Origin of the sequence: Halobacillus salinarum, assembly GCF_022919095.1 — a bacterium.
Taxonomy (GTDB): Bacteria; Bacillota; Bacilli; order Bacillales; family Halobacillaceae; genus Halobacillus_B; species Halobacillus_B salinarum.
The window spans coordinates 4,107,555-4,129,831 of sequence record NZ_CP095073.1 but is presented as its reverse complement, the minus strand read 5'-3'; the positions used below and the strand labels follow the sequence as shown (position 1 = coordinate 4,129,831).

The 22,277-nt window shown below is 40.8% G+C and carries 26 protein-coding genes and 1 pseudogene; 18 read left to right on the top strand and 9 right to left on the bottom strand.

The annotated features are described in order from the left end of the window. Window positions 1–10: 10 nt before the first annotated feature. Window positions 11–718 carry a nitroreductase family protein gene (locus MUN89_RS21115; protein ID WP_244710168.1) on the bottom strand — a complete coding sequence of 236 codons (708 nt, stop codon included), beginning with the start codon at window positions 716–718 and terminating at the stop codon, window positions 11–13. Between the two features lie 278 nt (window positions 719–996). Here MUN89_RS21115 and MUN89_RS22150 point away from each other — a divergent pair. Further along, window positions 997–1,144, top strand: a pseudogene (locus MUN89_RS22150) (IS5/IS1182 family transposase); the annotation flags it as partial. A gap of 236 nt (window positions 1,145–1,380) precedes the next feature. Here the strand turns inward: MUN89_RS22150 and MUN89_RS21105 are convergent. Next, a complete protein-coding gene (locus MUN89_RS21105; protein WP_244710166.1) occupies window positions 1,381–1,794 on the bottom strand; it encodes an RrF2 family transcriptional regulator in 414 nt (137 codons plus the stop codon). Window positions 1,795–1,938: 144 nt separating this feature from the next. After that, window positions 1,939–2,373: a hypothetical protein gene (locus MUN89_RS21100; protein ID WP_318036104.1), complete on the bottom strand. Its 435-nt coding sequence runs from the start codon at window positions 2,371–2,373 to the stop codon at window positions 1,939–1,941. Window positions 2,374–2,659: 286 nt separating this feature from the next. Between MUN89_RS21100 and MUN89_RS21095 the strand changes: the two genes are divergently transcribed. The 4 genes from MUN89_RS21095 (at window position 2,660) to MUN89_RS21080 (ending at window position 5,788) form a co-directional block, all read left to right on the top strand. Continuing rightward, complete coding sequence (locus MUN89_RS21095) at window positions 2,660–3,571, top strand: metal ABC transporter solute-binding protein, Zn/Mn family (RefSeq protein ID WP_244710164.1); 912 nt, start codon at window positions 2,660–2,662, stop codon at window positions 3,569–3,571. Window positions 3,572–3,590: 19 nt separating this feature from the next. Continuing rightward, window positions 3,591–4,349 carry a metal ABC transporter ATP-binding protein gene (locus MUN89_RS21090; RefSeq protein WP_244710162.1) on the top strand — a complete coding sequence of 253 codons (759 nt, stop codon included), beginning with the start codon at window positions 3,591–3,593 and terminating at the stop codon, window positions 4,347–4,349. A gap of 1 nt (window position 4,350) precedes the next feature. After that, window positions 4,351–5,172 (top strand): metal ABC transporter permease, encoded by an 822-nt coding sequence (locus MUN89_RS21085; protein ID WP_244710160.1) that lies wholly within the window; start codon window positions 4,351–4,353, stop codon window positions 5,170–5,172. A gap of 91 nt (window positions 5,173–5,263) precedes the next feature. Further along, window positions 5,264–5,788 (top strand): MogA/MoaB family molybdenum cofactor biosynthesis protein, encoded by a 525-nt coding sequence (locus MUN89_RS21080; protein ID WP_244710158.1) that lies wholly within the window; start codon window positions 5,264–5,266, stop codon window positions 5,786–5,788. 203 nt (window positions 5,789–5,991) lie between these two features. On the opposite strand, the gene MUN89_RS21075 is transcribed toward MUN89_RS21080, so the two are convergent. Genes MUN89_RS21075 through MUN89_RS21050 form a run of 6 tightly spaced genes read right to left on the bottom strand, consistent with a single transcriptional unit; the run spans window position 5,992 to window position 11,107 of the window. Further along, entirely contained in the window at window positions 5,992–6,852 is an 861-nt protein-coding gene (locus tag MUN89_RS21075) for a class I SAM-dependent methyltransferase (RefSeq protein ID WP_244710156.1), read from the bottom strand. Between the two features lie 14 nt (window positions 6,853–6,866). Then, window positions 6,867–7,631, bottom strand: coding sequence for an ABC transporter ATP-binding protein (locus tag MUN89_RS21070; protein ID WP_244710154.1), 765 nt, complete (start codon window positions 7,629–7,631; stop codon window positions 6,867–6,869). A gap of 16 nt (window positions 7,632–7,647) precedes the next feature. Continuing rightward, a complete protein-coding gene (locus tag MUN89_RS21065; protein ID WP_244710152.1) occupies window positions 7,648–8,736 on the bottom strand; it encodes a FecCD family ABC transporter permease in 1,089 nt (362 codons plus the stop codon). Window positions 8,737–8,741: 5 nt separating this feature from the next. Beyond that, window positions 8,742–9,860: an ABC transporter substrate-binding protein gene (locus MUN89_RS21060; RefSeq protein ID WP_244710151.1), complete on the bottom strand. Its 1,119-nt coding sequence runs from the start codon at window positions 9,858–9,860 to the stop codon at window positions 8,742–8,744. 45 nt (window positions 9,861–9,905) lie between these two features. Beyond that, window positions 9,906–10,685: an MBL fold metallo-hydrolase gene (locus tag MUN89_RS21055; RefSeq protein ID WP_244710149.1), complete on the bottom strand. Its 780-nt coding sequence runs from the start codon at window positions 10,683–10,685 to the stop codon at window positions 9,906–9,908. A 35-nt stretch (window positions 10,686–10,720) separates the two neighbouring features. Next, window positions 10,721–11,107 carry a (2Fe-2S) ferredoxin domain-containing protein gene (locus MUN89_RS21050; RefSeq protein WP_244710147.1) on the bottom strand — a complete coding sequence of 129 codons (387 nt, stop codon included), beginning with the start codon at window positions 11,105–11,107 and terminating at the stop codon, window positions 10,721–10,723. Between the two features lie 266 nt (window positions 11,108–11,373). Between MUN89_RS21050 and MUN89_RS21045 the strand changes: the two genes are divergently transcribed. From MUN89_RS21045 to MUN89_RS20985, 13 genes are all read left to right on the top strand, one after another. Continuing rightward, the gene (locus MUN89_RS21045) at window positions 11,374–11,733 is read left to right on the top strand and encodes a hypothetical protein (protein ID WP_244710145.1); all 360 of its coding nucleotides are present in this window, start codon (window positions 11,374–11,376) and stop codon (window positions 11,731–11,733) included. A gap of 34 nt (window positions 11,734–11,767) precedes the next feature. Then, window positions 11,768–13,243, top strand: coding sequence for a cysteine--tRNA ligase (gene cysS, locus MUN89_RS21040; RefSeq protein WP_244713990.1), 1,476 nt, complete (start codon window positions 11,768–11,770; stop codon window positions 13,241–13,243). 116 nt (window positions 13,244–13,359) lie between these two features. Continuing rightward, complete coding sequence (sufU, locus tag MUN89_RS21035; protein WP_244710143.1) at window positions 13,360–13,794, top strand: Fe-S cluster assembly sulfur transfer protein SufU; 435 nt, start codon at window positions 13,360–13,362, stop codon at window positions 13,792–13,794. After that, window positions 13,787–14,764, top strand: a complete 978-nt coding sequence (locus MUN89_RS21030) for a CobW family GTP-binding protein (protein ID WP_244710142.1) — start codon at window positions 13,787–13,789, stop codon at window positions 14,762–14,764. The genes sufU and MUN89_RS21030 overlap by 8 nt, the downstream gene beginning before the upstream one ends. 53 nt (window positions 14,765–14,817) lie before the next feature. Continuing rightward, entirely contained in the window at window positions 14,818–15,933 is a 1,116-nt protein-coding gene (locus MUN89_RS21025; RefSeq protein WP_244710140.1) for an NAD(P)/FAD-dependent oxidoreductase, read from the top strand. After that, entirely contained in the window at window positions 15,927–17,600 is a 1,674-nt protein-coding gene (locus MUN89_RS21020) for a nucleoside recognition domain-containing protein (RefSeq protein WP_244710138.1), read from the top strand. Before MUN89_RS21025 ends, MUN89_RS21020 begins: the two co-directional genes overlap by 7 nt. A gap of 17 nt (window positions 17,601–17,617) precedes the next feature. Then, complete coding sequence (locus MUN89_RS21015; RefSeq protein ID WP_244710137.1) at window positions 17,618–18,820, top strand: GTP-binding protein; 1,203 nt, start codon at window positions 17,618–17,620, stop codon at window positions 18,818–18,820. A gap of 17 nt (window positions 18,821–18,837) precedes the next feature. After that, window positions 18,838–19,398 carry a dCTP deaminase gene (gene dcd, locus MUN89_RS21010; RefSeq protein ID WP_244713988.1) on the top strand — a complete coding sequence of 187 codons (561 nt, stop codon included), beginning with the start codon at window positions 18,838–18,840 and terminating at the stop codon, window positions 19,396–19,398. 28 nt (window positions 19,399–19,426) lie between these two features. Further along, window positions 19,427–19,696 carry a 30S ribosomal protein S14 gene (rpsN, locus tag MUN89_RS21005; RefSeq protein WP_244710135.1) on the top strand — a complete coding sequence of 90 codons (270 nt, stop codon included), beginning with the start codon at window positions 19,427–19,429 and terminating at the stop codon, window positions 19,694–19,696. Window positions 19,697–19,713: 17 nt separating this feature from the next. After that, complete coding sequence (locus MUN89_RS21000; RefSeq protein ID WP_244710133.1) at window positions 19,714–20,013, top strand: FAD/NAD(P)-binding protein; 300 nt, start codon at window positions 19,714–19,716, stop codon at window positions 20,011–20,013. Beyond that, window positions 19,992–20,282, top strand: coding sequence for an NAD(P)-binding domain-containing protein (locus MUN89_RS20995; RefSeq protein WP_244710132.1), 291 nt, complete (start codon window positions 19,992–19,994; stop codon window positions 20,280–20,282). The genes MUN89_RS21000 and MUN89_RS20995 overlap by 22 nt, the downstream gene beginning before the upstream one ends. After that, a complete protein-coding gene (locus tag MUN89_RS20990; RefSeq protein WP_244710131.1) occupies window positions 20,279–20,908 on the top strand; it encodes an NAD(P)/FAD-dependent oxidoreductase in 630 nt (209 codons plus the stop codon). Before MUN89_RS20995 ends, MUN89_RS20990 begins: the two co-directional genes overlap by 4 nt. Beyond that, window positions 20,878–22,071, top strand: a complete 1,194-nt coding sequence (locus tag MUN89_RS20985) for a GTP-binding protein (protein WP_244710130.1) — start codon at window positions 20,878–20,880, stop codon at window positions 22,069–22,071. The genes MUN89_RS20990 and MUN89_RS20985 overlap by 31 nt, the downstream gene beginning before the upstream one ends. Window positions 22,072–22,277: the final 206 nt, after the last annotated feature.

Sequence of the window (22,277 nt, the reverse complement as noted above, 5' to 3'; positions counted from 1 at the left end):
TGTGTCCGGATTAGTAGTGGTTCCACCGAACAACATCATCCAGTGGCAGCCTCGTTTTTTCAAATCCTGCTTTTGTCCCTTTGCCAAGAGAAATCAGCATGACAGGCTCATAGTCCTCTGGAACATCAAAGGCTTTTACGAACTCTGCTTCATCATACCCTCCCATTGGAACGGTATCATATCCTTTTGCTTTAGCCGCAAGCATAAGCTGCATAGCTACAAGTCCGCCGTCGATCATAGCAATGCGCGTCAATTTCGCTTCAGGAAAGTTTCCGTAGTTTTCAAGGATGCTGTTTACATACATTTCCTTCACATCCTCAGGCATGTTGCCTTTTTCAGCTATCTGGCTGTAGATTTGATCGGCATTTTTATAGGCCTTTTTATCGCCAAGTACAGCAATCACGACAGAAGCCTCAGTGATTTGCTGCTGGCCATTGGCAATAGGGGAGAGACGTTCCTTCTCCTTTTGATCCTCAATCACAAGAAATCTCCAAGGCTGCAGGTTGGAAGAGGACGGTGCAAGCATAGCGGTTTCCAGCAGTTCGCGGATCTCACTTTCATTGATTTTATAGTCCGGATCATATTGTCTAACGGATCGGCGCTCTTTTGCTATTGTTAAAAAATCGGTGTCTTCAAGTACTTTAGGCGCTTCGCTTGTTGTATCCAGATCTTTGACTTTATTTAAATATTCTTCTTTGCTCATGGATTTCTGAGTCATTAACCAGGTCTCCTTTATAAACTGTATTTAATACAAGAACAGTATAAGTTGATAACTGTTCTTTTGTCAACTACAGTTACTCGTTAAAAAAAAACGAAGCCATAAACGGTCGGTTTCGTTTTCAGCTGTCGAGAAAATCTCGGCAGCCAGATTTTTGGTTTCAATCAAGAAAAGCATGACAAAATGAAATGGAAATCGTAACGATGGAAGAACTTGTGCCAGAAAACCAAAGAAGTGAAAGGGAGTGAGAACGATCCGAAGAGTGATTCTTTATATCGGGAACATGGATTTATAGAATGAGAAAAGAGAAAGTGGAGCGTAGCTTTGCAGATTCAAAAGAACTGCATAAGTTGCGTTATGGCCGTTTGCGTGGAAAAGAAAAAGCTGAGGCCCGCTGGCTGTCAGCACATGAAAAAGATTGCACTCTATCGAGCAAAGGGGAGCGAGGTGAAGGAGAGTCTTTTTCTGTCTTTAAAACATACCAAGGGTCGAGGTACCTTCCACTCCTGCGGAAGAACGAGTGAGCCGAGATTGCCGAGCGTGGGTTTCGCGAGGAAGCTCGTCCGCGGAAAAGGAAGGGCCATCGCTCCTTTCGGTAAGAAAAACTTGTAGAAAACACGGGGTTCTCTACAAGCTGAAAATTAAACCAAAATGGTTTCGATTTATTTCTTCATGAGATCAGTTAAGGTTTTTTGTTCTAACCCTCCGAGAATCCACGTTTCCATTTCATCACGGAGTTCACAAAGCGCGTCCCTAGTGGAGGGGGCGAAGCATTCTTGGCTTTCCACACTTAAAAATTCTTTCGGAAACGTCTCCACCTTCATCGCTTCATAGACTTCTGCTAGAGTAATTTCACTCGGAGCTTTAACCAATGAATACCCACCGTCTCGTCCTTCTTTTGCTTGAATTAAACCGGCCTTAACAAGGTGGGTGAGAATCTTTCTTAAAAATTCAGATTTGGACTCAAGCTTTTCCGCAAGTTTACCACTGGGGCAAAGGCCTTCGTTATTGGCTAAAACAAGGAGAGCTTTAAGAGCCATGCCGAACCATCTTGTATTAGAAACTTTTTCTGCCATACGTTTCACCTCTTCGTTCTTCTCTATTTTGAGACATCTATAAAAGAAAGTCAAAGCTTCGAAGAGAAGGAAGGAGATAAGATGTTTCATTGGATTCCTTTTTCTTCCAACAAGTAATAGGCAGATCAATGAATCAGCGCTTGCTTACAACCCCTGCAGCAGCATACGATCCTGATCGCGGACCCGGTCAAACGCATTCACAAGCTCTTCCGGTACTAAGGTCCGCCCATAATCCCATGCATTTCGTTCAATTTCAGCTTGCAGAGCTTCTACTTCATCGTCTTCTCCATACCTCAGTGTTTTAAGATCGTGTTTATGTTTTTTGAAGGTTAAGTAGTAGCCGAGTTCATGGAAAACGATAATCTTTACGAGATTTTCCTCAGTTTCTTTCACCTTAATCTTGCTTATATATCCGTTTACTTGGAGGTAATTAAAGGTGAGGGTATTGGTAGATACGTTAAAGCTCATCGGAGCAGTCAATTTATTATTAATTTCATAGGTGATATCCAGGTTATGCTTCTGCACAATCTCATCAATGATTGTTTCAATATTCCATATGTACAGCATTGTCGTAAACACGCTCCTTTTTAATTTTTTCACGAGGATCACTTTTCCTATAATATACAGCCCCTTAAGGAAATTGAAAAGTGCTTCCAGCTTTTTACCCAAGAATTTTAGTAGTCCGGCAAATGGTTTACTTCTCTCTTGCTTTGAACAGATTACATAGCTTCCTATTATATTATGAAAATCATTCCGCTTCTGAAAAAAATGTTCTGAATCCATTTATTTAGACTTGCAAAATAATGTATAGGATTATATAATTCGTAATGATTACTATTTAATTAGACTATAGGAGTGAATTTTTGTGAAGAAGTTATTTTTTATGTTCTTACTGTTAATGGTTTTCGGAGTACTTAGTGCGTGTGCTTCCAATAATGAAGAGGATAAGTCTGCAGGCGAAGAGGGGGAAGAGGTACATAATAACGAAAACGGGGAAAAGCCAACGGTCGCCGTTTCGGTTGTGCCTGAAGCTACGTTTGTGAAGAAAGTCGCTGAGGATAAAGTCAATGTAGTGACCATGATTCCTCCTGGTAACAGCCCGGAAAATTATGAACCGACGTCTGAATTGATGAACGAATTTAGTGAAGCAGATGCGTATTTTTCCATTGGTGTTCCGACTGAGGAGGCAAACATTCTCTCTCAGAAAGACTTAAACAAAGATATGGAAGTCGTGAACTTGGCTGATGCAGCTGCTGAAAAGTATGAAGAACGTCAATTCCCTTCAGGAGAAAGAGATCCTCACGTATGGATGTCTCCGAAGCGGGTAGAAGTGATGGTCGACAAAATTACGGAAGAATTAGTAAAGCTGGACCCGGATAATGAGGATTTTTATAAGGAAAATGCAAGTTCTTATAAGGAAAAATTAGAAGCGGCTGACCAACAAATCAAGGAAACATTGAAACCAATGGAGCAGCGGACTTTCATTGTCTATCATCCTGCTTTTGGATATTTTGCTGAAGATTACAACCTGGAAATGGTTCCTCTGCAGGAAGAGGGAAAAGAGGCAGCTCCTAAAAAAATGGAGGAAATAATTGATCTTGCCAAGGAAAAAGATATAAAAACGATTTTTTATCAAGAGGAAATGAGCTCGAAACAGGCAGAGGCTGTTGCAGAGGCCATCGGCGGTCAAACGGAGCAAATTTCACCTCTGAATCCTAATTATATTGATAACCTGGAGAAGATGGCTGATACCTTCAAACGGGTGTTGGAACAATAAAATGAGAAACGTCATTGAGGTGAAAAACCTAACGGTAAGATATGATCAAGTGACCGCACTTGAGAATATTAACTTATCAGTTAAAGAGAATGAATTTCTGACGATCATCGGTCCTAATGGCGGGGGCAAATCTACTTTATTAAAAGCGTTGTTAGGACTGATCCCGATCAGCAAGGGGCAGATAACAACAAATGTGGATGGACGCGAGAAACGAGGAACAAAGCTTGGCTATGTTCCTCAATTCGCTGCGTTTGATCAATCCTTTCCAATTTCCGTATTTGATTTAGTACTGACAGGCAGGTTTCAAAAGAAAATCGGGCTTTTTCACAGGTATTCCAATATAGATAAGCAGGCGGTTAAAGATACTCTTCACCGGCTTGAGCTCGACCATTTAGCCAAGCGTCAAATAGGAGAATTATCCGGGGGGCAATTGCAGCGCGTGCTAGTAGCAAGAGCTCTTGTATCTCATCCTGCTATTCTATTATTAGACGAGCCGACAGCCAGTGTAGACAAAGCTTCCACTCAAAGCATTTACGACATCTTAAAGGATTTGCAAAAAGATATGACGATTATTGTTGTTTCTCACGATACGACTGTTGTATCCAGCTATACGGAAAAGGTGGCTTGCTTAAATAAACAGGTTTATTACCATGGCGATCCTGATATGCCTGAAGAAGCTGTACTTGCTGCCTACGGAAGTCATGTAGACTTGGTAACTCCCCATTCTCATCATGAACAGGAAAAGACACATCACAGCTTTGACAGGAGGGAGGGGTAGTATGTGGGAATCCATTTTTCACTATGCTTATCTTCAGAATGCATTGATTTCGGCTATTCTTACTTCCGTTGTTTGTGGGACGATAGGAACCATTGTTTTAGAAAAACGAATGCTGATGCTTACCGGTGGAATCGCACACGTTGCTTTTGGGGGGATAGGCCTTGGATATTTGGCCGGTTTTCCACCATTCATAGGAGCCGCGCTTTTTTCTGTTGGATCTTCTTTAGGTATAGGGCGGTTAAGTCGAAATGCCAAAAGAAATGCGGATATACTAGTCGGGTTAGTATGGTCAATGGGAATGGCTTTAGGTGTGCTGTTCATTTCATTTATGGACGGTTATCCCCCTGATCTGACTTCTTATTTATTTGGAAATATTTTAACTGTGCCGAGCTATGAGGTTAAAGCTATGATCGTCATTACGGTTTTAGTGGTTAGTGTCATTCTCGTCCTTTTTCACGCTTACAAAATTTATTTGTTTGATGAAGATTTTGCTAAGGTTCAAGGTGTGAAGGTAAATGTTTTGGAATATGTCCTTTTTATCCTGCTGGGGTTAGCCATTGTCGTTTTGATACAAGTCGTCGGGTTTGTCCTTATTTTTGCATTAATTACTTCTCCTCCAGCCACGGCCAAATTTTTTACTAAAAACCTGGGCGTTATGATGGCCGTTTCCGTAGGGATTTGTCTGCTGTTTACGATTGGAGGATTATGGTTGTCGTATTCTTTTAATATTCCATCAGGCGCGACGATCATTGTACTTTCCGGCTGCTGTTATTTCTGCGTATATTTCTTTAATAAAGTACTTTTATCTCGAAAAGCAGCTTGAGCTTTTGGCAGAAGTGAAAAACTCCAGGTAGAAAGATTATTCATCGATCTAACTATTGATTGGCAGCTCTACTGTTGAAAAGGGGTAAATAATGAGTGTTACTCAGCACAAAAAAGAAGCACCTGAAAATGTGAATTGCAAAGTCATTTCTGTTAGTGATACACGTTCAAAGGAGACAGACAAGAGTGGGAGATTCATTATAAATCTGCTAAAAGAATCCTTCCACACTATCAAAGATTATCAAATTGTACCAGATGATTATGAAGTCATTTTGGACGCTGTAAAGGCCGGGGCTTTAGATAAGAAAATTGACGTTATTCTAATAAATGGCGGCACAGGCATAGCTAAGCGTGACGTGACCATCGAAGTGGTCCAAGACTTAGTCGAGAAGCAGATTACCGGGTTTGGTGAGATTTTTCGTATGCTTAGTTATTTAGAGGATATTGGATCTGCAGCTATTCTGAGCAGAGCTGCTGCAGGTGTATATCTAGATACGGCTGTTTTTTCTATGCCGGGCTCTAGAGGAGCGGTCAAATTAGCAATGGAAAAACTCATCATTCCAGAGATATGCCACGTTGTAAGAGAAGTTCACCTTCATAGGAAAGAAAATAAATAAGGGAAAATTTCTGATAAGTCTTTAGTTTTCAGATCAGATTAAATCCCCCTCAATCGTTTGATTGAGGGGGATTTTCAGTTTGTCGAACAGTTACTCCCATTTTTATAGGAGAGGAAGGGGGGAGTTGCCTTGAGAGGAATAATAACAGCTTATAGAAAAACTATAGAGTTTCTCTACAAGCTGTAGTTTGTGTTCTCTTTCTTTTACTTCGTTTTCATTGGATTAAACTTAACAGGTTTCCATGTAATAATAGCCCCATGGAAGTGATGAGGATAATGGTATTTTCCTTCTTTAAAACTAATGTAAGGATCGATACATTTACTTATATCTGCTTCCTGGAAATTTTGATGAAGCAATTTACTGGAGCATTTTTTTATTAGCTCTGGATAAGAATCAAAGGTGTACTCTCTTTTTAAGGGGACTAATTCACAATCCGCACGAATTCCCAGCTCATAAAGCAGGTTGAGTAAATGAATATAATCTCTTCTTGGATGCTTGATGTTATAACCATATTGGTTTTCTAAATCAAGGTAATGGGGCTGTAAAGGACCTGTAGTCATTCCGATTAAACATCGCTTGGAAGCATGATTATTAATATTTATTAATGCTTGCTTGATTTCAAACATTCTATAAAAACAATTAATACCTAGGACGATGTCGTAAAGTCGGTTCCCGTGGAAATTCTCCCATTTTTCGTGTACGGTTAATAGATTTTTATCGTATTCTTGGGATTTTTCAACTAAATATTCCAAAACAGCTATCGAACTATCAACGACTGTTAAAGACTGGACTTGTTGAAGCATCGGAAAAGTATAATTTCCCCAGCCCGGCCCAATTTCCAGGACATGATCTTCACCGCTGATGAATTGAGAAATGCGGTGGAAAAATTGTGCTGCAAAAAGGTCAAAATCGTTGGATTCTTTCTTTTTGTGCATAAAGGTGCTCCAAAAAGATTCTTCAGCTTCATCACTTATCATTCTTTCTGGCAACTGGCCTTCCCAGTTTTTCATACCTTCTTGCCAAACGTCTTCGAAATTTATTTGGGGGATGATAGTTGGTTTCATTCGCTTCCTCCTTTTTATGCTGGTCCCAATACGGAGATTCTTATTCCGTGTAATTCACTATGAATGGCTGCATTCACACCATAGACTCGTTTCATTGTTTCTTTAGTAATGACTGCTTCTGGCGGGCCGGCGATCAACTTCTTTCCGTTGTCTACTAAAATGATAGAATCAGAGAATCTAGCCGCTAATTCTAAATCATGAAGGACAAGAATCACGGTATATCCTTCCTGTTTGGCAAGTGACTTAGCCAAGTTTAATACCTCAAATTGATAACGGATATCCAGCGCTGAAATGGGTTCGTCCATCATAACGATAGAGGTTTCTTGAGCTAGCACTCGTGCAATTGATGCTTTTTGCTTTTCTCCTCCGCTAATTTCATCTAAATAAGAATTTGATAAATCTGAGATTTCCAGACTGTTCAGGATTTTATTTACAATCTTAAGATCTTGTTCCCTTACTCCCCATGTTAGATGGGGTCTTCTTCCCAAGAGAGCATAATCCATTACGGTCATGGGAAAGGTTATACTTGTTAATTGGGGGACGATACCAATTAATTGTGCTCTTTCTTTTAATGAGCAGGAAAGAATATCTCGATCTTCAATGTAAACGGTATGTTTCTTAAGTGGATAAATTCCTGCTAATGATTTCAAAATGGTTGATTTTCCTGCTCCATTTGGACCGATAATTGTAGTAACTTTCCCTGTTTCAAAACAATGGGAGAACTCATCTACAACTGTCTTTCCTCCAATTTTGTTAGTTAGTTGGCGGGCTTCGATCATTATGCTTTAATACCCCCTATGCCCAATAATCTTTCTGTTTTCTCATTAGAAGGTAGATGAAAAACGGAGCCCCTAATACAGAAGTAATAATTCCCACCGGTATTTCTATCGGAGAAATAATCGTTCTGGCCAGCGTATCTGAAAGGAGCAGCAGAATAGCTCCGATGGTACTTGCACAAGGCAGGAGGAAACGGGTGTCTGTTCCTATAATCATCCTGCCAATGTGAGGAGCTACAAGTCCTATGAAGCCTATAATTCCGGTAAAGGCAATGGAGGCAGAGGCTATTAATGTGGAAAGTAATAAAGTCATTACCCTCAGCTTTTTTATATCTATACCTAAGGACTTTGCAATCTCCTCACCTGAAGAGAGGGCATTCAAGTCCCAGGAAAGTCTCCAAAGTATGAGGAAGGTGACTAAAACTAATGGAACTAAAAAATTTAACACTTCCCAGCTCGCCCCCCAAAACCCTCCCATTAACCAAACCATAAGGTCTTTTAATGCAGCATTTGAGGAGAAATATTGCAAGGAAGAGACCCCGGCTGAGAATAATTGTCCAATGGCTACCCCGGATAGAAGAAGTACAGTTGTTGATCCATTTTTTAAACGGGATATTCCATAAACGGCAAACACAGCTATACATCCAAATATGAAAGCATTCACTGCAATTACCCATCGTTCACTAGATACAATGTTAACCCCTAGGATGCTTGTACTAAGAACAATGGATAAAGCTGCACCAAACGCTGCCCCGCTGGAAACTCCTAAGGTGAATGGGCTTGCTAAAGGGTTGCGTAAAAGAGCTTGCATTAATACTCCGGCACAAGCTAGACTGATACCAGTAATGACTGTCATCAGTACTCGTGGTAGTCGAATGTGGAAAAAAATGTACTCGTTTGCGGACTGTTCTCCACTGGATAATATCTGCCATTGGCTAATCAGTTGGTCCTTCAAGTTTATTTCGACTGTGCCGATCCCTATAGAATAAATAAATGAGGCTAAGAGTAAAAAAGACAAGGCGAACAAGACTAGAAGCTTTTTCCTTGCAGCTTTTTTGTAGAGACGAGTTGAATCTAAATGCGCTGCGTTTTTGTCGGAGTTTAACATCGCGCTTAGTCTTCCTTAGGGGAATAATGCCAGGTTCCCTTGTATTCAACGCCCAGCCACTTCTCGAAATATTCTTCTAGATAATCAAACGGTTTAATATCCTGGAATTTTTTGGGGTATAAGTCTTTAGCTAATTGCAGGGCTCCGATAAATCTTTTGTTGGATCCTATTATATCTGTATGGTAAATGAAAATGTTTTTGGTTTTAGAGGCAGTTAACTGACTAACTGAGGTGTTGTCTATAATATTGTTATACACATCTTCAAACTCCTGATTATTTGAAGTTTCATATCCACCAAGCCAAGTCCCGTGTAATGTAAGTACATCTGGATCTTTCTTTAGAACGTATTCCTCATCCACTAAAACTGTTGTTGATGATTCTTGGCTGTTCCACTTTACGTCGGCAGCATCTTTCCCGCCAGCAAGGATCGTTGCATAGCCTTCTCCGACACCTGGATTTCCGGCTGTCGTCTGGCTCGGAAAAATACGATATCCTCCTTGAGAATTTAAAAAACCGACTGACAGAGCCATTACAGATTTTTTCTCCTTATCAGGAATTTCAGAGACGCGATCTTTTAGTAATGTCTCTAACCCCGTTTTCCACTCAATAAATTTAGCGGCTCTATCTTCCTTATTAAAGAGCTTTCCAAGCAGCCTTAATTCATCATTCATTTTTCCTGGGAGGTAATAGTCCAAGCGGATAACTGAAATTCCTGCAGGCTCTAATTGAGCTTCAAGAGTATTGTCTGGGCGGTTTGTATAGGTGAATACCACATCTGGATCCATACTAATGATCTTTTCAATATTGACTTCTGACGTTTCTCCTAAATCAGGAAGATCATCGTAATGTAAGTAAGGATTGTTTTCTAGAGTTGTGTCGCCTGTTGCGACCACATGGTTGTCAGCCCCCAAAATGGTTAATGCCTCTGCTATATTGCGATTTAATACGACAGCTTTTTCGATAGGAGCATCTACTGTAAATTCTTTACCGGCAGAGTCAACTGCAGTTATCGTATTTCCTGAATCTTTGTCTTTATTGTCAGTGGAAACCTTCTCTTCCTTACTATTACAAGCACTTAGAAATAATAAAATGAATAAAGATAATAAAGCGAATCTTTTCCACATTTATTGAAACTCCTTTCGCTGATCCATAGAATTTGCTTTGCAGCTTTACGTAAGCAATGGGGTCCATTGATGGACCCCATCTTTTTTTTCAATGTAACCCAATCCGGGAAATGGATAATGACAAACAAATAGCAGAATACCCTGCTCTTCTGCGAAATCTAAGACGGCTTTTCTAGTCTGTCGTCCTTTTTCAGGTGATTTTTCCAACCCAATATGAGAAGAGAGATGCCTGAGTGCTGCCGGGTCATTTAAAAGGTCTGATACGATGAACAGCCTTTGATTCTCCGAATATACCATTACAGAGAGGTGCCCATAAGTGTGTCCAGGAGTATGAAATAGTCTGATTCCTGGGTATAATTCCATGTCTTTGTGAATAAGGGTGATGGAATCTTCTAACATAGACAGAATGCTGTGTTCTTTAGAAGATTTATCCGCTGCCCACATTTCCCATTCTTCGACATGTAGATAATAAGTGGCATTGGGAAAGGCTGGCTTATCCTTTATGACGGCCCCGCCTATATGGTCTAAGTGTCCGTGGGTTAGAATGACTTCATCAATATCGTATCTGCTAATTCCGTGCTTATTTAAAGCTTGAATTAGCAAACCTGCGTCCTTGCATTCACTTCCAAACCCTGTATCTATTAGAATGTTTTTGTGATCTATTGAGATACAAATAAAATTCAAAGGGGCGTCAAACTCGGCAGGAAATTGGTGAGTGATATGGTCAGGAGTATTAGCGAAAAAAAACTCTTTAGTCACCGGCATTCCTCCGTCAGAAACCACCAAAGCATTTAATTCCCCTATACGTAAAGGATATGTTTTCATAGTTAAACCTCCTGTTCAAAATGAGAAAATACAATTTATTTAGATACTCTTTTTACAGTTTCTAATGTTTTTGGTACACCACTATACACATTGTTCTCCCTTTGAAAATACTCTCCATTAAAGGAATGACTGATTTTGCTAGTCAAGTCCTCATTGTTAAGCAAAAGTTCTATTAATAAAGGTACGTCAGTTGGATGCAGATCTTTATACCAAGTTCCTTTTGGATAGTCGATGACTACACATTTATCGTGGCATCGCCCGTTACAACGTGTGCGGGTCGTGTGTATTTTTTCGTCAAGCCCTTTAGCAGATATTTCTTCCCGAAGAGCGAGCGTTAATTCCTCAGCACCAGCCTTGTTACAGCTGCTGCCATTACAAATCATTAAGTGATGATTTGTATTGCTTAAATCCCATGTCGCCATTAAATAAACCTCCTAATTTCAGGGTAAATAGTAATGATTACGATTTATGATTAATGTATTACATTCTATCCTCATTTCAGGAGACATGCAACAGTTTTTAATCGCTATGAGCTGGATAGAACGTAATAAGGAGAATAGGGAAGCGCTGGTTATAGGTACTTTATTCTTGTTCTTAAGCCGATTAAGTGATAAATTAAGATCTAAAGGAATAAAACGTAATGATTACGATTTAGTATTTTGAATATAGTAGAGGTGTAAGTGAAACCATGAGTGATTATTTACTTAATTTACTAACTCGCCGGATTGTAAGTACGCTGCCTAAAAAACAGAAAGACATCTATACCTATGTAGTAAAGATTGAAGATGAAATAGCTGAAGAAGCTGCTACGAAAACAGAGTTTATGAACCGTCTCCAACATGACAATCCTCATGAGCTTGCAGCAGAACATTTTGGACTGACTTTATTTGAATTACTACAAATGATGAAAGAAATTGAGGAAGAAGTTGCTCGCCAGCTTATTCCGATGATGGAAGCTGTTGAGTGGATCGACTGCACCGATTTAGTTGGGGCTAAGTCGGAATTAAAAGAAAATCAAAAAGTATTTTTTGTACCACTTCCACAGTAAAGGAATGAGCCAGAATATTAAGGAGGGAACTAACATAGCTATCAAGATTTACAACACATTGACACGTCAAAAAGAGCTATTTCAACCGTTAGAAAAAGATAAGGTGAAGATGTATGTGTGTGGTCCGACTGTTTACAATTATATTCATATAGGTAACGCTCGTCCGGCGATCGTATTTGATACGGTGCGTCGCTATTTTGAATATTCAGGGTATACGGTTCATTATGTCTTAAACTTTACTGATGTTGATGACAAATTGATTCATGCAGCAAAGCAGCTGAACGAGGAAGTCACAGACGTCGCGAACCATTTTATTACAGCTTATAAAGAAGACGTCGGAGCACTCGGTGTAAAAGAAGCTGTCGATCATCCACGCGTCACGGAAAACATGGAAGGAATTATTCGTTTTATTCAAGGTTTAATGGACAAGGGATTTGCTTATGAGGTTTCCGGCGATGTTTATTTCCGTATTCGTTCGTTTGATCATTATGGTAAACTCTCACACCAATCTCTTAACGAACTAAAGTCGGGAGCAAGGGTTGAATTAGGAGAAAAAAAGGGAGATCCCTTAGATTTTGCCCTTTGGAAACGAGCGAAAGAGGGAGAAGTCTCTTGGAACAGCCCTTGGGGAAAGGGGCGTCCGGGATGGCATATCGAATGCTCGGCGATGGTCAAGAAATGCTTAGGAGATACAATTGATATTCATGCTGGCGGACAGGACTTAATCTTTCCTCATCATGAAAACGAAATAGCCCAATCCGAGGCGCATAATGGAAAGTCTTTGGCTCGTTATTGGATGCACAATGGTTATATCAATATTGATGAGGAAAAAATGTCTAAATCACTCGGCAATGTTATTTTGACCCGTGAACTAATGAAGAAACACGATCCGCAAGTCATCCGTTTTTTTATGCTGCTCGTTCAATACCGTCATCCGATCAATTTTAGTGATGAATTGTTAATAGAAGCCAAGAGTAGTTTTGAACGTATTAAAAATTCCTATAAGAACATTAAACATCGTAAAACGACATGTATGAGCCTAAAAGATGATCAACAACCTTGGCTGGAAAAAGTGCAGGCTTTTAAATCGCAGTTTATTAAAGAGATGGATGATGATTTTAATACGGCGAGCGCAATCACTGTATTGTTTGGATTAACTAAATCAGCAAATCTCTATCTTCAAGAACGACAAACACACAAAGATGTATTGGATGCTTTTGAGAGCACGTTTGAAGAACTGACCGGAGTACTCGGCCTGGATCTGGGTCTTCGGGAAGAGCGGGTGAATGAAAAAATTAACGCCTTAATTGAAGAGCGTAAGCAAGCCCGTAAGAACCGGAACTTTAAACGGGCTGATCAAATACGTGATGAACTAAAAGAACAAAACATTATTTTGGAAGATACACCTCAGGGAACACGTTGGAAAAGAGACACTCACGAATACAATGACTGTACGCCGGATCCCGGTGGCCAATTTTATGCAGCTGAAGAAGATGGTTTACAAGAGTAAATAGATTGTTTAAAATAAAGCGTAATGATTACAATTTGTGTTTTTGTAGAAATAACCACCTCAGATGAGTATATTACTTTTATGTAAGTAATAATTGCGAATTAGGAGGGCGGATCATGCTGGATGATTTATATCGAAAGATTGTAATGGATCATGCAAAATATAAACGGAATTTTGGGACACTGAACGAAGAAGGAGTTATTCATGAAATTCCTTATAAGAATCCTACATGCGGAGATGTCATGGTTTTATATTTGCGTGAAGGAGACAGTGGAATAGAAGAGTTATCATTCGAAGGCGAAGGGTGCAGCATTAGCATGGCTTCCTGCTCAATGATGACGGAGCTTTTGAAAAACCACACCGTCGAGGAGTGCCGCTATAAAAGACAAGCTTTTGAACGTTTAATTAGAAATGGTGAATTAGAGGATGAAGTCGATTTAGGCGACGCGGAGTCCCTTCAAGGAGTACACAAGTTACGCGCCAGGCACAATTGTGCGCTTATGCCTTGGCAGGCCTTTGATAAATGGCTAAAGGAGCAAGGACATGAATGAAATTGAATCCAGAATACCGGTTACAATCGTGACAGGATACCTCGGGTCAGGAAAGACTACTTTTCTTAACCACATCCTTAAAAACACAGAAGAAAAAGCTGCTGTTATTGTAAACGAGTTCGGGGATATAGGAATTGACGATCAGCTCATTGAGCAGACCAATGAAGAAATCATCGAAATTAATAGTGGCTGTATCTGCTGTAATGTTCGTAAAGACCTTATTGATACATTGTCCATGCTTTCTTTTTCCAAGAAAGAAAGCATGGTGGAGTATGACCGGGTTATCATTGAAACGACGGGACTTGCTGATCCTGCTCCAGTCGTACAAACATTTTTAATGGATAAGGATATGATTGAGGACTACGTTATTGACAGCGTCTGTACTCTGGTAGATGCTCAACATATTTCCAGGCATTTAGATCATCAAGGCGAAGCTTTGAGTCAAATTGCTTTCGCTGATACAGTGCTGGTCAATAAAATCGATTTGGTGGATCATGATCAGCTTGAACATCTGACCAAAAGATTAGAACGAATCAATCCTACAGCTTCCCTGTATTTATGCAGAAACAGCCAGATTTCTCTGGATAAAGTGTTGGATACTTATTCTTTTGATTTACAGGAAAAGATCAGTATTAATCCTGACTTCTTAAACGAAGACCACCATCATCATGAGGATGAAGTATCTTCCTTGTCTATCCGGGAAGACAAGCCGCTCAGTCTAAAAAAGCTTAATCTATGGTTTTCCTTTCTTGTCCAAATAGAGGGGGAACGGTTATACCGCTACAAAGGGGTATTGAATATAGAGGGGGAAGAAAAGCGTTATGTTTTCCAAGGTGTTCATATGCTTTTTGCAGGGGAAGCAGGGAGTGATTGGGGAAAGAGTTCTCGTCAAAGTGAACTTGTCTTTATCGGAAAGAATTTAGATAAAGACAGGCTTACAGAACAATTCAGAAAATGTGTGGCTGAATGAAAAAATTTTTGTATTTTTTAAATCGTAATGATTACTTTTAAAAGGGGGGTTCCATGAAAAAACATTACGATGTACTCGTTGTAGGAGCAGGTGCTTCCGGAATTGGCGTAGGAATTCTGCTGAAACAGATGGGGTGTGAAAGCTTCCGTCTTATCGACAGAGGAAAGATTGGCGAATCATTTCGAAGATGGCCGAAAGAAATGCGGTTTATCACTCCTTCTTTTCCATCACAGGGATTTGGCCAGACAGACCTGAATGCGGTAGCTCCGAAGACTTCTCCAGGTTACACACTAAATCAGGAGCACCCGACAGGAGAAGACTATGCAGAATACCTGGAATTACTCGTAAACCATTATGAACTGCCTGTAACGACTGACTTGGAAGTAAAAGAAGTGACCAAATTGGAATCCGGGTTATTCGAGTTGACGACTTCCAAAGGGACAATCACCAGCACGTTTATCATTTGGGCAGCCGGTGAATATCAATATCCGGATTGGGATGTGTTTCCGGGAGCAGAACTATGTATCCATAATAGTCAAATTCAATCCTGGGGAGAAATGGAAGATGATGACTATATCATTATAGGGGGCTACGAAAGCGGTCTTGATGCTGTATATCAGTTGAATCAATACCATAAAAAATCCCGGCTGTTGGCAAGAACCTCTACTTGGAAGCTTGACAGTAGTGACCCTAGTACAATTTTGTCACCTTATACGTTCAATCGTATCCGCGAATCACTTCCTGATAGAAGAATTAAAATATTTGAACATCACACCGTCCAGTCAGTTAGTAGAAAAAATGACATCTACTTTGTGCAAACAAGTGAAGGGGAAGAATTTACCACCTCTACGCCACCAATACTGGCAACAGGGTTCAAAGGAAGTACTTCGATCATTTCTCATTTATTTGACAGTGGCAGTCACGGGGAACCTTTAGTGAATAATCAGGATGAATCGACTCAATGTGAAGGCTTATTTCTATGTGGACCTGAGCTGCGTCACGACAGTCATGTGTTTTGTTTTATATATAAATTCCGCCAACGTTTTCCAGTAGTTGCTGAAGCGATCGGCTCTCAATTGAATTTGGATCTGGATATTCTGGATTTATATAAAAAAGAAAGCTTTTATTTAGACGATCTTACGGACTGTGGAGAGCGATGCGAATGCTGACAGATAAGAGTATTGAACCAGGAGGAACAATCGCATTGGCCGGGCTTGAATCTGTAGGGAAGTCAGCCTTGTTCAGACACTTAACAGGTGATCAGACTGGTGTAGAAACCAATGTCAAAGGGTCTACTGTAGTGATTTCTAAGGGAAGCATGAAAAGAGATTCCAGAATCAAAGTCGTGGATACACCAGGAATCCGCTTTAAAGATGACAGCATTACGACTCAAATGGCTTTAAACCAAATTAAACAGTTAGATGAAATTATTCTTGTGGTCAAAGCATCCAGTCTAAAAGAGGAGCTGCTTCTATTAGAAGAGCAATTGCAACTCAAAGGAAAAAAAGTCGTAGTTGTAGCTACTCACCGGGATAAGTTTCAGCCTAGTGAGGAAGATCAGCTTTTTATAAGGGACTTATTAAATGTTCCTATCGTTTGGTGTAACAGCCGTTCATTGAGTACGAATGAGCAGAATGAAATCTGGCAGGCTATCCAATGCTCTTCCAACTGGGAGCTGAACAATAATTTGTTATCATTTCTGCCTGCTCAACGAGAGGAGAAGCGTTCCAGCTGGCTGGAATCCTTGTTAAGTAAACAAGTGATTGGCCCTTTCCTGGCTTTAATCATGGTTTTATGTATGTTCGCGGGACCTGTATTTATCGCTTATTTACTGTCCAGCTATTTTCAACCTATCTCAGAAAGGCTTTTATTAAATCCTTTAAAAGAAGCTTTTATGAATTTCCCGGAATTTTTCCAAGTATTATTGATTGGCAAATATGGTGCTTTAACGCTCGGGTGGTACTCCTTTTTATGGGCTTTTCCTGTCGTTTTTCTAATCGGTTTAAGTGTGGCCGTAACAGAGGAGACAGGGGTTCAGGAACATATGACTCACGCGCTGAATCCATGGTTAAAGAAAATTGGTCTGACAGGGAGGGATTTGGTTCCCGTTCTTACTGGCTTTGGCTGCAATGTCGTAGCTGTCATGCAAAGCAGAAGCTGCAGCAGCTGCACAAGAGGAGCTTGTATTTCATTAATCTCCTTTGGGTCTGCCTGTAGTTATCAAATTGGAGCTTCGTTATCGTTATTTGGTTCAGCTGGCCATCCAGTTTTGTTTATCCCTTATATATTTGTTTTGTTTATTGTGGGGGCTGTCCATACAAGGATTTGGGAAAAAGGTTCCGCTCCTCTGACTCCTGTGCCATCCCTTCCATATTTGCAGTCTATTACGTGGAGAGGGATAAAGTTTCGATTAATGGGTATTTTGAAGCAGTTCTTAGGTCAAGCCATGCCCATTTTTATTATTATTTGTTTCATTGCTTCCCTGTTTCAATACATGGGAGTAATGAAAGGAATGGCTGCTCTCTTATCTCCTTTGTTAACACTGTTTTCGTTACCTGAGGAAGCTGCACCAGGTGTCGTGTTTTCTTTTTTTAGAAAAGACGGCATGATGGTCCTGAATGAAGGGCAAGGAGCTCTTCTTCAAACATTGGAAATATGGCAGATCTTTTTAATTGTGTACTTGGCTTCTACCTTATCTTCATGCTTGGTCACCCTCTTTTCTATATACAAGGAAATGGGGCTGAAACAAGCCGGCAGCGTATTGGTTAAACAAATGACAACATCGGTTGTCAGCACGCTCATCTTAGCTGTCTTTTTTTCTGCTTTATTTAAATAACTTTTAGGAGGAACAGAATGGAAAAGAAAATACCTGTAACCGTGTTGAGTGGATATTTAGGAGCAGGCAAGACAACACTTCTCAACCATATTTTAAATAACCGGGAAGGACTAAAGATTGCCGTCATTGTGAATGACATGAGTGAAATTAATATTGACGCTGATTTAGTAGAACAAGGGGGTCACTTCTCAAGGATCGAAGAAAATTTAGTCGAAATGTCCAACGGCTGCATCTGCTGTACTTTGAGGGAAGACTTACTGATTGAAGTCGAAAAGATTGCTAAGAACGGAAACATTGATTACATCGTGATTGAATCTACAGGAATCAGCGAACCTGTCCCTGTTGCTCAAACCTTTTCATATATCGACGAAGAACTAGGCATCGACCTTACGAAATATTGTCGTCTAGACACGATGGTTACGGTTCTGGATGCTTACCGGTTTTGGCATGATTATGAGTCCGGGGATCGTCTTCTGGATAGAAAACAAGCAGTCGGAGAAGAGGACGAGCGAAACCTTGCCGATCTGCTTATTGACCAAATAGAATTCTGCGATGTGCTTTTATTAAATAAATGTGACATGGTAACGAAAGATCAGCTCGATTCATTGACGAAAGTCGTTAGAACGCTGCAGCCGGAAGCTGAAATCATTCCTACCACCTACAGTGAGATTGAACTATCAAAAATTTTGGACACCCATCGGTTTAATTTTGAAAAGGCAAGCCAATCAGCTGGATGGCTTCAGGAATTAATGGCAGGTCCGGAGCATCATACGCCGGAAACGGAAGAGTATGGAATTCAGTCTTTTGTATATAAACGTCGGCTCCCTTTTCATTCCAAGCGTTTTTACGAATGGATCAGTCGGATGCCGACAGCAATTGTACGTGCCAAAGGGATAGCCTGGTGTGCGACAAGAAACAAATTGGCGCTTTTGCTCTCTCAGGCTGGACCATCGGTTTCTGTAGAGCCGGTTTCGTACTGGGTGGCATCACTCCCTAAAGAACAAAAAGATCGTACGATTATGCAAAACCCGGATATACTCAATGATTGGGATGTAGAGTATGGCGACCGAATGATCAAGCTGGTCTTTATAGGAGTAGAGCTTGACCAGGAGACAATCACAAAAGAGCTGGATCAATGTTTATTAACGCCTGAAGAAATGGATAGTGACTGGTCTGAATTGGAAGATCCATTTGTTTGGGAAGTGGGACCAGCCTACTAAAAGAAGAAGGTGTGGACATGATTTTATCAAGGCAGACCATTATCAAACATATAGAGGAAGGACAGCTGGTCGTCGAGCCTTTAGACTATGCTCACATTCAGCCAGCCTCTGTTGATCTCGAATTAGGCAGACATTTTATGGCAGTGGATGAACACACCACTGGTAAGCTTTCAATGAAGGAAAAAGCTTCCTACCGCGACATTTTTGTTGGTTCAGGAGAACCGATCATTATTCCACCGCATTCCTTTATGCTTGCGACATCGAAGGAGTGGGTGAAATTACCGAATCATCTTACAGCTTTTTTGGAAGGCAGAAGCTCCGTGGGAAGAATGGGATTATTCATTCAAAATGCTGGATGGGTCGATCCTGGTTTCGAAGGGCGGCTCACTCTGGAACTTTACAATTCTAACCGGGCTCCCATCGAATTGATAGAGGGACGGAGAATTTGTCAATTAGTGATTGCGGAGGTTGATGAGCCCACACAACCTTATAAGGGTAAATATGCTGGGCAAATGAGTACAACTGCAAGTGAAGTGTATAAAGATGAAGAGAATCATTTTTTTAGAAATAAATCGTAATTATTACATTTAAGGAGTGTTGAATAAAATGGCAAAGAAATCAAAAATTGCAAAAGAAAAGAAAAGACAAGAGATGGTGAAAAAATATGCGGAACTTCGTAGAGAGCTGAAAGCAAAAGGAGATTATGAAGCACTGAGAAAGCTGCCGCGTGATTCTTCCCCGACACGGTTAACAGGCAGATGTGAAGTAACGGGCAGACCTCGTGCGTATATGAGGAAATTTAAAATGTCACGCATTGCCTTTAGAGAATATGCTCACAAGGGTCAAATTCCTGGCGTTAAAAAAGCAAGCTGGTAACAGAAAGGGGTACAGTTATGTATCAATGGATCATCATAGGTGGAGGAATTCAAGGGTGCTGTGTAGCCACCCGCCTGCTTGAAGAGAAAGTGAACAAAGAAGACCTTTTAATCATCGACCCTTACCCGGATCCCATGCACATGTGGCGAACATTAACAAATAAAATTGGGATGCCTTATTTAAGGTCTCCTTCTGTTCATCACCTGAATGCCGATCCGTACAGCTTGGGTAAATATTCCCGTGCGAACGACTACGCGCAACCCTTTAAGGGAGATACGAACGTCCACGTTTGGACATGTTCAATCAGCACAGCTTAGACACAATGGAAAGTGTGGGGGTAAGCGAGTGTTGGAGACAGGGAACTGTAAACGGGATTTCAAGGGCTGATGATTTGTGGCAGGTCACCACCTCTGATGGTCAAAGCGTACAAGGGGAGCGAGTTGTGCTGGCTATGGGAGTGAATCAAAAGCCGCGCTACCCTGACTGGGCCAGTAAATTCGAAAGTACAGAGCTGTTAAGCCATGTATTTGAAATGGGAGAATCCCTTCCCCATGAAGGAGAGGTAGTTGTTGTGGGAGGGGGATGACAGCTGCTCATCTCGCCTTCACGCTGACAAATGTAAACTCTATTCAATCCGTTGCCTTAGTCAAGCGGCATCCTTTTAGGATTAAAGATTTTGACAGCGATCCTGGCTGGCTCGGTCCGAAATATTTAAAGAACTATCACCAAGTGGACTGTTATGAAAAACGACGAACGCTTATTAAACAAGCAAGACACACGGGTTCAATCACAAGGGAGCTTCACGTGAAATTAAAGCGGCAAATGAGAACAGGTAAACTTCATATTCATACAACGGAAATCGATCATGCTGCACCGATGAAGGATTCTGTTAAACTTGTGACGTCCAATAGAGAAACCATTATCGGAGACTATTTGCTGCTTGCTACGGGAGCCGAAGCAGACGTACCCGGAAAAGGTTGGCTGAAGCCAATCATTGACCAATTGAACCTTCCTTGTGCTCCTTGTGGTTTCCCTATTGTGAATTCTTCATTGGAATGGAAAGATGGGCTCTTTGTTGCTGGAGCTCTTGCTGAATTAGAGGTAGGACCTGTATCAAGAAATATTTCGGGGCTAGAAAAGCAGCAGATAGGATTGCGCAAACAGCATAGGGGGAGTAGAAATTGTCAGGTAAAGTACCAGTTACTGTGTTGAGTGGTTATTTAGGGTCAGGAAAAACGACATTATTAAATCATTTGCTGCACAATAAAGAGGATCGTAAAATCGCCGTCATCGTGAATGACATGAGTGAAGTGAATATTGATGCCAGTATGGTGAAGCAAGGCGGATTCAGCCGAACGGAAGAAAAATTGGTGGAATTACAAAATGGCTGTATCTGCTGTACTCTCAGAGAAGATTTAATTAAAGAAGTGGAGAAGCTCTCCCAACTTGATATCGATTATATTGTTATTGAATCGACTGGAATATCAGAACCGATTCCTGTGGCGCAAAGCTTTGTTTATGAGGATGAAGAGCTTGGAATTCATCTAGGTCAACACTGCCAATTGGATACGATGGTAACGGTTGTAGATGCAAATCGTTTTTGGGATGACTACCGATCAGGAGAAAGCTTGCTGGATCGTAATCAAGGAGCAGACGAAAGTGACGTAAGAGAAGTTATCGACCTGTTAATCGACCAAATCGAATTTGCCAATGTAATCCTTTTGAATAAAGCAGATCTAGTGAGTGAAGTGAATCGAGAGGAATTAAAAGCAATATTAAAACAATTGAATCCTGATGCACAGGTGATCGAAACTAGTTACAGCAAGGTTCCGCTGAACACTGTATTACATACAGGGTTGTTTGATTTTGAAAAGGCAAGTCAAGGCGCGGGCTGGATAAAGGAGTTGAATGAGGAACATGTTCCAGAAAGCGAAGAATACGGAATTGGCTCCTTTATTTATCGCAGGAAAAGGCCTTTCCACCCAGAACGCTGGATGAACTGGCTGGAAAAGTGGCCGGATGGAATTGTACGAGCTAAAGGGTTTTTTTGGCTTGCCTCGAGAAATGATATTTCCGGGTTGCTGTCACAGGCGGGATCGTCCCTTTCGATTCAAGGAGCGGGAAAGTGGATTGCCGCTTACCCTGAAGAGCAGCAAATGGAAGTATTAAAAGAGGAACCAGAAATAGCTGCGCGCTGGGATGAAGAATACGGAGATCGATTGACAGAGCTGGTATTTATCGGGATGAATATGGATGAAGAGCAAATCATTAAGGGATTGGATCAATGCCTGTTAACTAACGAAGAGATGATAAAAAACTGGAATGAAATGCATGACCCATTGCCTCCTTTTCAGGATGAGTCTTCCCTGGAATAAATAAATGGATAGCTGAACATGGGTGAGTTGTTACTGGAGAAAGTCCGGTAGTCAAAACGGTCTTACCCTTAGACAAAAGGTGGGAAGGGGGTGCGTCGTTAAGAGAGTTTATCTTTCAATGGAATCTCTGGTGAAATTCACCCCACCCTTAATCCTTATTTACAAATAAGGCAGTTAAATTGTGTCGAGTTTCTTTATTACTTCGA

Bases quoted from the DNA above. Each gene is read 5' to 3' on its own strand.
- MUN89_RS21050 (WP_244710147.1), bottom strand. From the start codon at position 11,107: ATGGCGACATGGGATTTAAGCAATACAAATCATCACTTAATGATTTGT.
- MUN89_RS21070 (WP_244710154.1), bottom strand. From the start codon at position 7,631: ATGATCGAAGCCCGCCAACTAACTAACAAAATTGGAGGAAAGACAGTT.
- MUN89_RS21105 (WP_244710166.1), bottom strand. From the start codon at position 1,794: ATGGCAGAAAAAGTTTCTAATACAAGATGGTTCGGCATGGCTCTTAAA.
- MUN89_RS21030 (WP_244710142.1), top strand. From the start codon at position 13,787: ATGAATGAAATTGAATCCAGAATACCGGTTACAATCGTGACAGGATAC.
- MUN89_RS21045 (WP_244710145.1), top strand. From the start codon at position 11,374: ATGAGTGATTATTTACTTAATTTACTAACTCGCCGGATTGTAAGTACG.
- MUN89_RS20990 (WP_244710131.1), top strand. From the start codon at position 20,279: ATGACAGCTGCTCATCTCGCCTTCACGCTGACAAATGTAAACTCTATT.
- MUN89_RS21015 (WP_244710137.1), top strand. From the start codon at position 17,618: ATGGAAAAGAAAATACCTGTAACCGTGTTGAGTGGATATTTAGGAGCA.
- sufU (WP_244710143.1), top strand. From the start codon at position 13,360: ATGCTGGATGATTTATATCGAAAGATTGTAATGGATCATGCAAAATAT.
- MUN89_RS21075 (WP_244710156.1), bottom strand. From the start codon at position 6,852: ATGAAACCAACTATCATCCCCCAAATAAATTTCGAAGACGTTTGGCAA.
- MUN89_RS20995 (WP_244710132.1), top strand. From the start codon at position 19,992: ATGTTCAATCAGCACAGCTTAGACACAATGGAAAGTGTGGGGGTAAGC.
- MUN89_RS21025 (WP_244710140.1), top strand. From the start codon at position 14,818: ATGAAAAAACATTACGATGTACTCGTTGTAGGAGCAGGTGCTTCCGGA.
- MUN89_RS21055 (WP_244710149.1), bottom strand. From the start codon at position 10,685: ATGAAAACATATCCTTTACGTATAGGGGAATTAAATGCTTTGGTGGTT.
- MUN89_RS21065 (WP_244710152.1), bottom strand. From the start codon at position 8,736: ATGTTAAACTCCGACAAAAACGCAGCGCATTTAGATTCAACTCGTCTC.
- MUN89_RS21000 (WP_244710133.1), top strand. From the start codon at position 19,714: ATGTATCAATGGATCATCATAGGTGGAGGAATTCAAGGGTGCTGTGTA.
- MUN89_RS21080 (WP_244710158.1), top strand. From the start codon at position 5,264: ATGAGTGTTACTCAGCACAAAAAAGAAGCACCTGAAAATGTGAATTGC.
- MUN89_RS21060 (WP_244710151.1), bottom strand. From the start codon at position 9,860: ATGTGGAAAAGATTCGCTTTATTATCTTTATTCATTTTATTATTTCTA.
- MUN89_RS21085 (WP_244710160.1), top strand. From the start codon at position 4,351: ATGTGGGAATCCATTTTTCACTATGCTTATCTTCAGAATGCATTGATT.
- dcd (WP_244713988.1), top strand. From the start codon at position 18,838: ATGATTTTATCAAGGCAGACCATTATCAAACATATAGAGGAAGGACAG.
- MUN89_RS21020 (WP_244710138.1), top strand. From the start codon at position 15,927: ATGCTGACAGATAAGAGTATTGAACCAGGAGGAACAATCGCATTGGCC.
- MUN89_RS21115 (WP_244710168.1), bottom strand. From the start codon at position 718: ATGACTCAGAAATCCATGAGCAAAGAAGAATATTTAAATAAAGTCAAA.
- rpsN (WP_244710135.1), top strand. From the start codon at position 19,427: ATGGCAAAGAAATCAAAAATTGCAAAAGAAAAGAAAAGACAAGAGATG.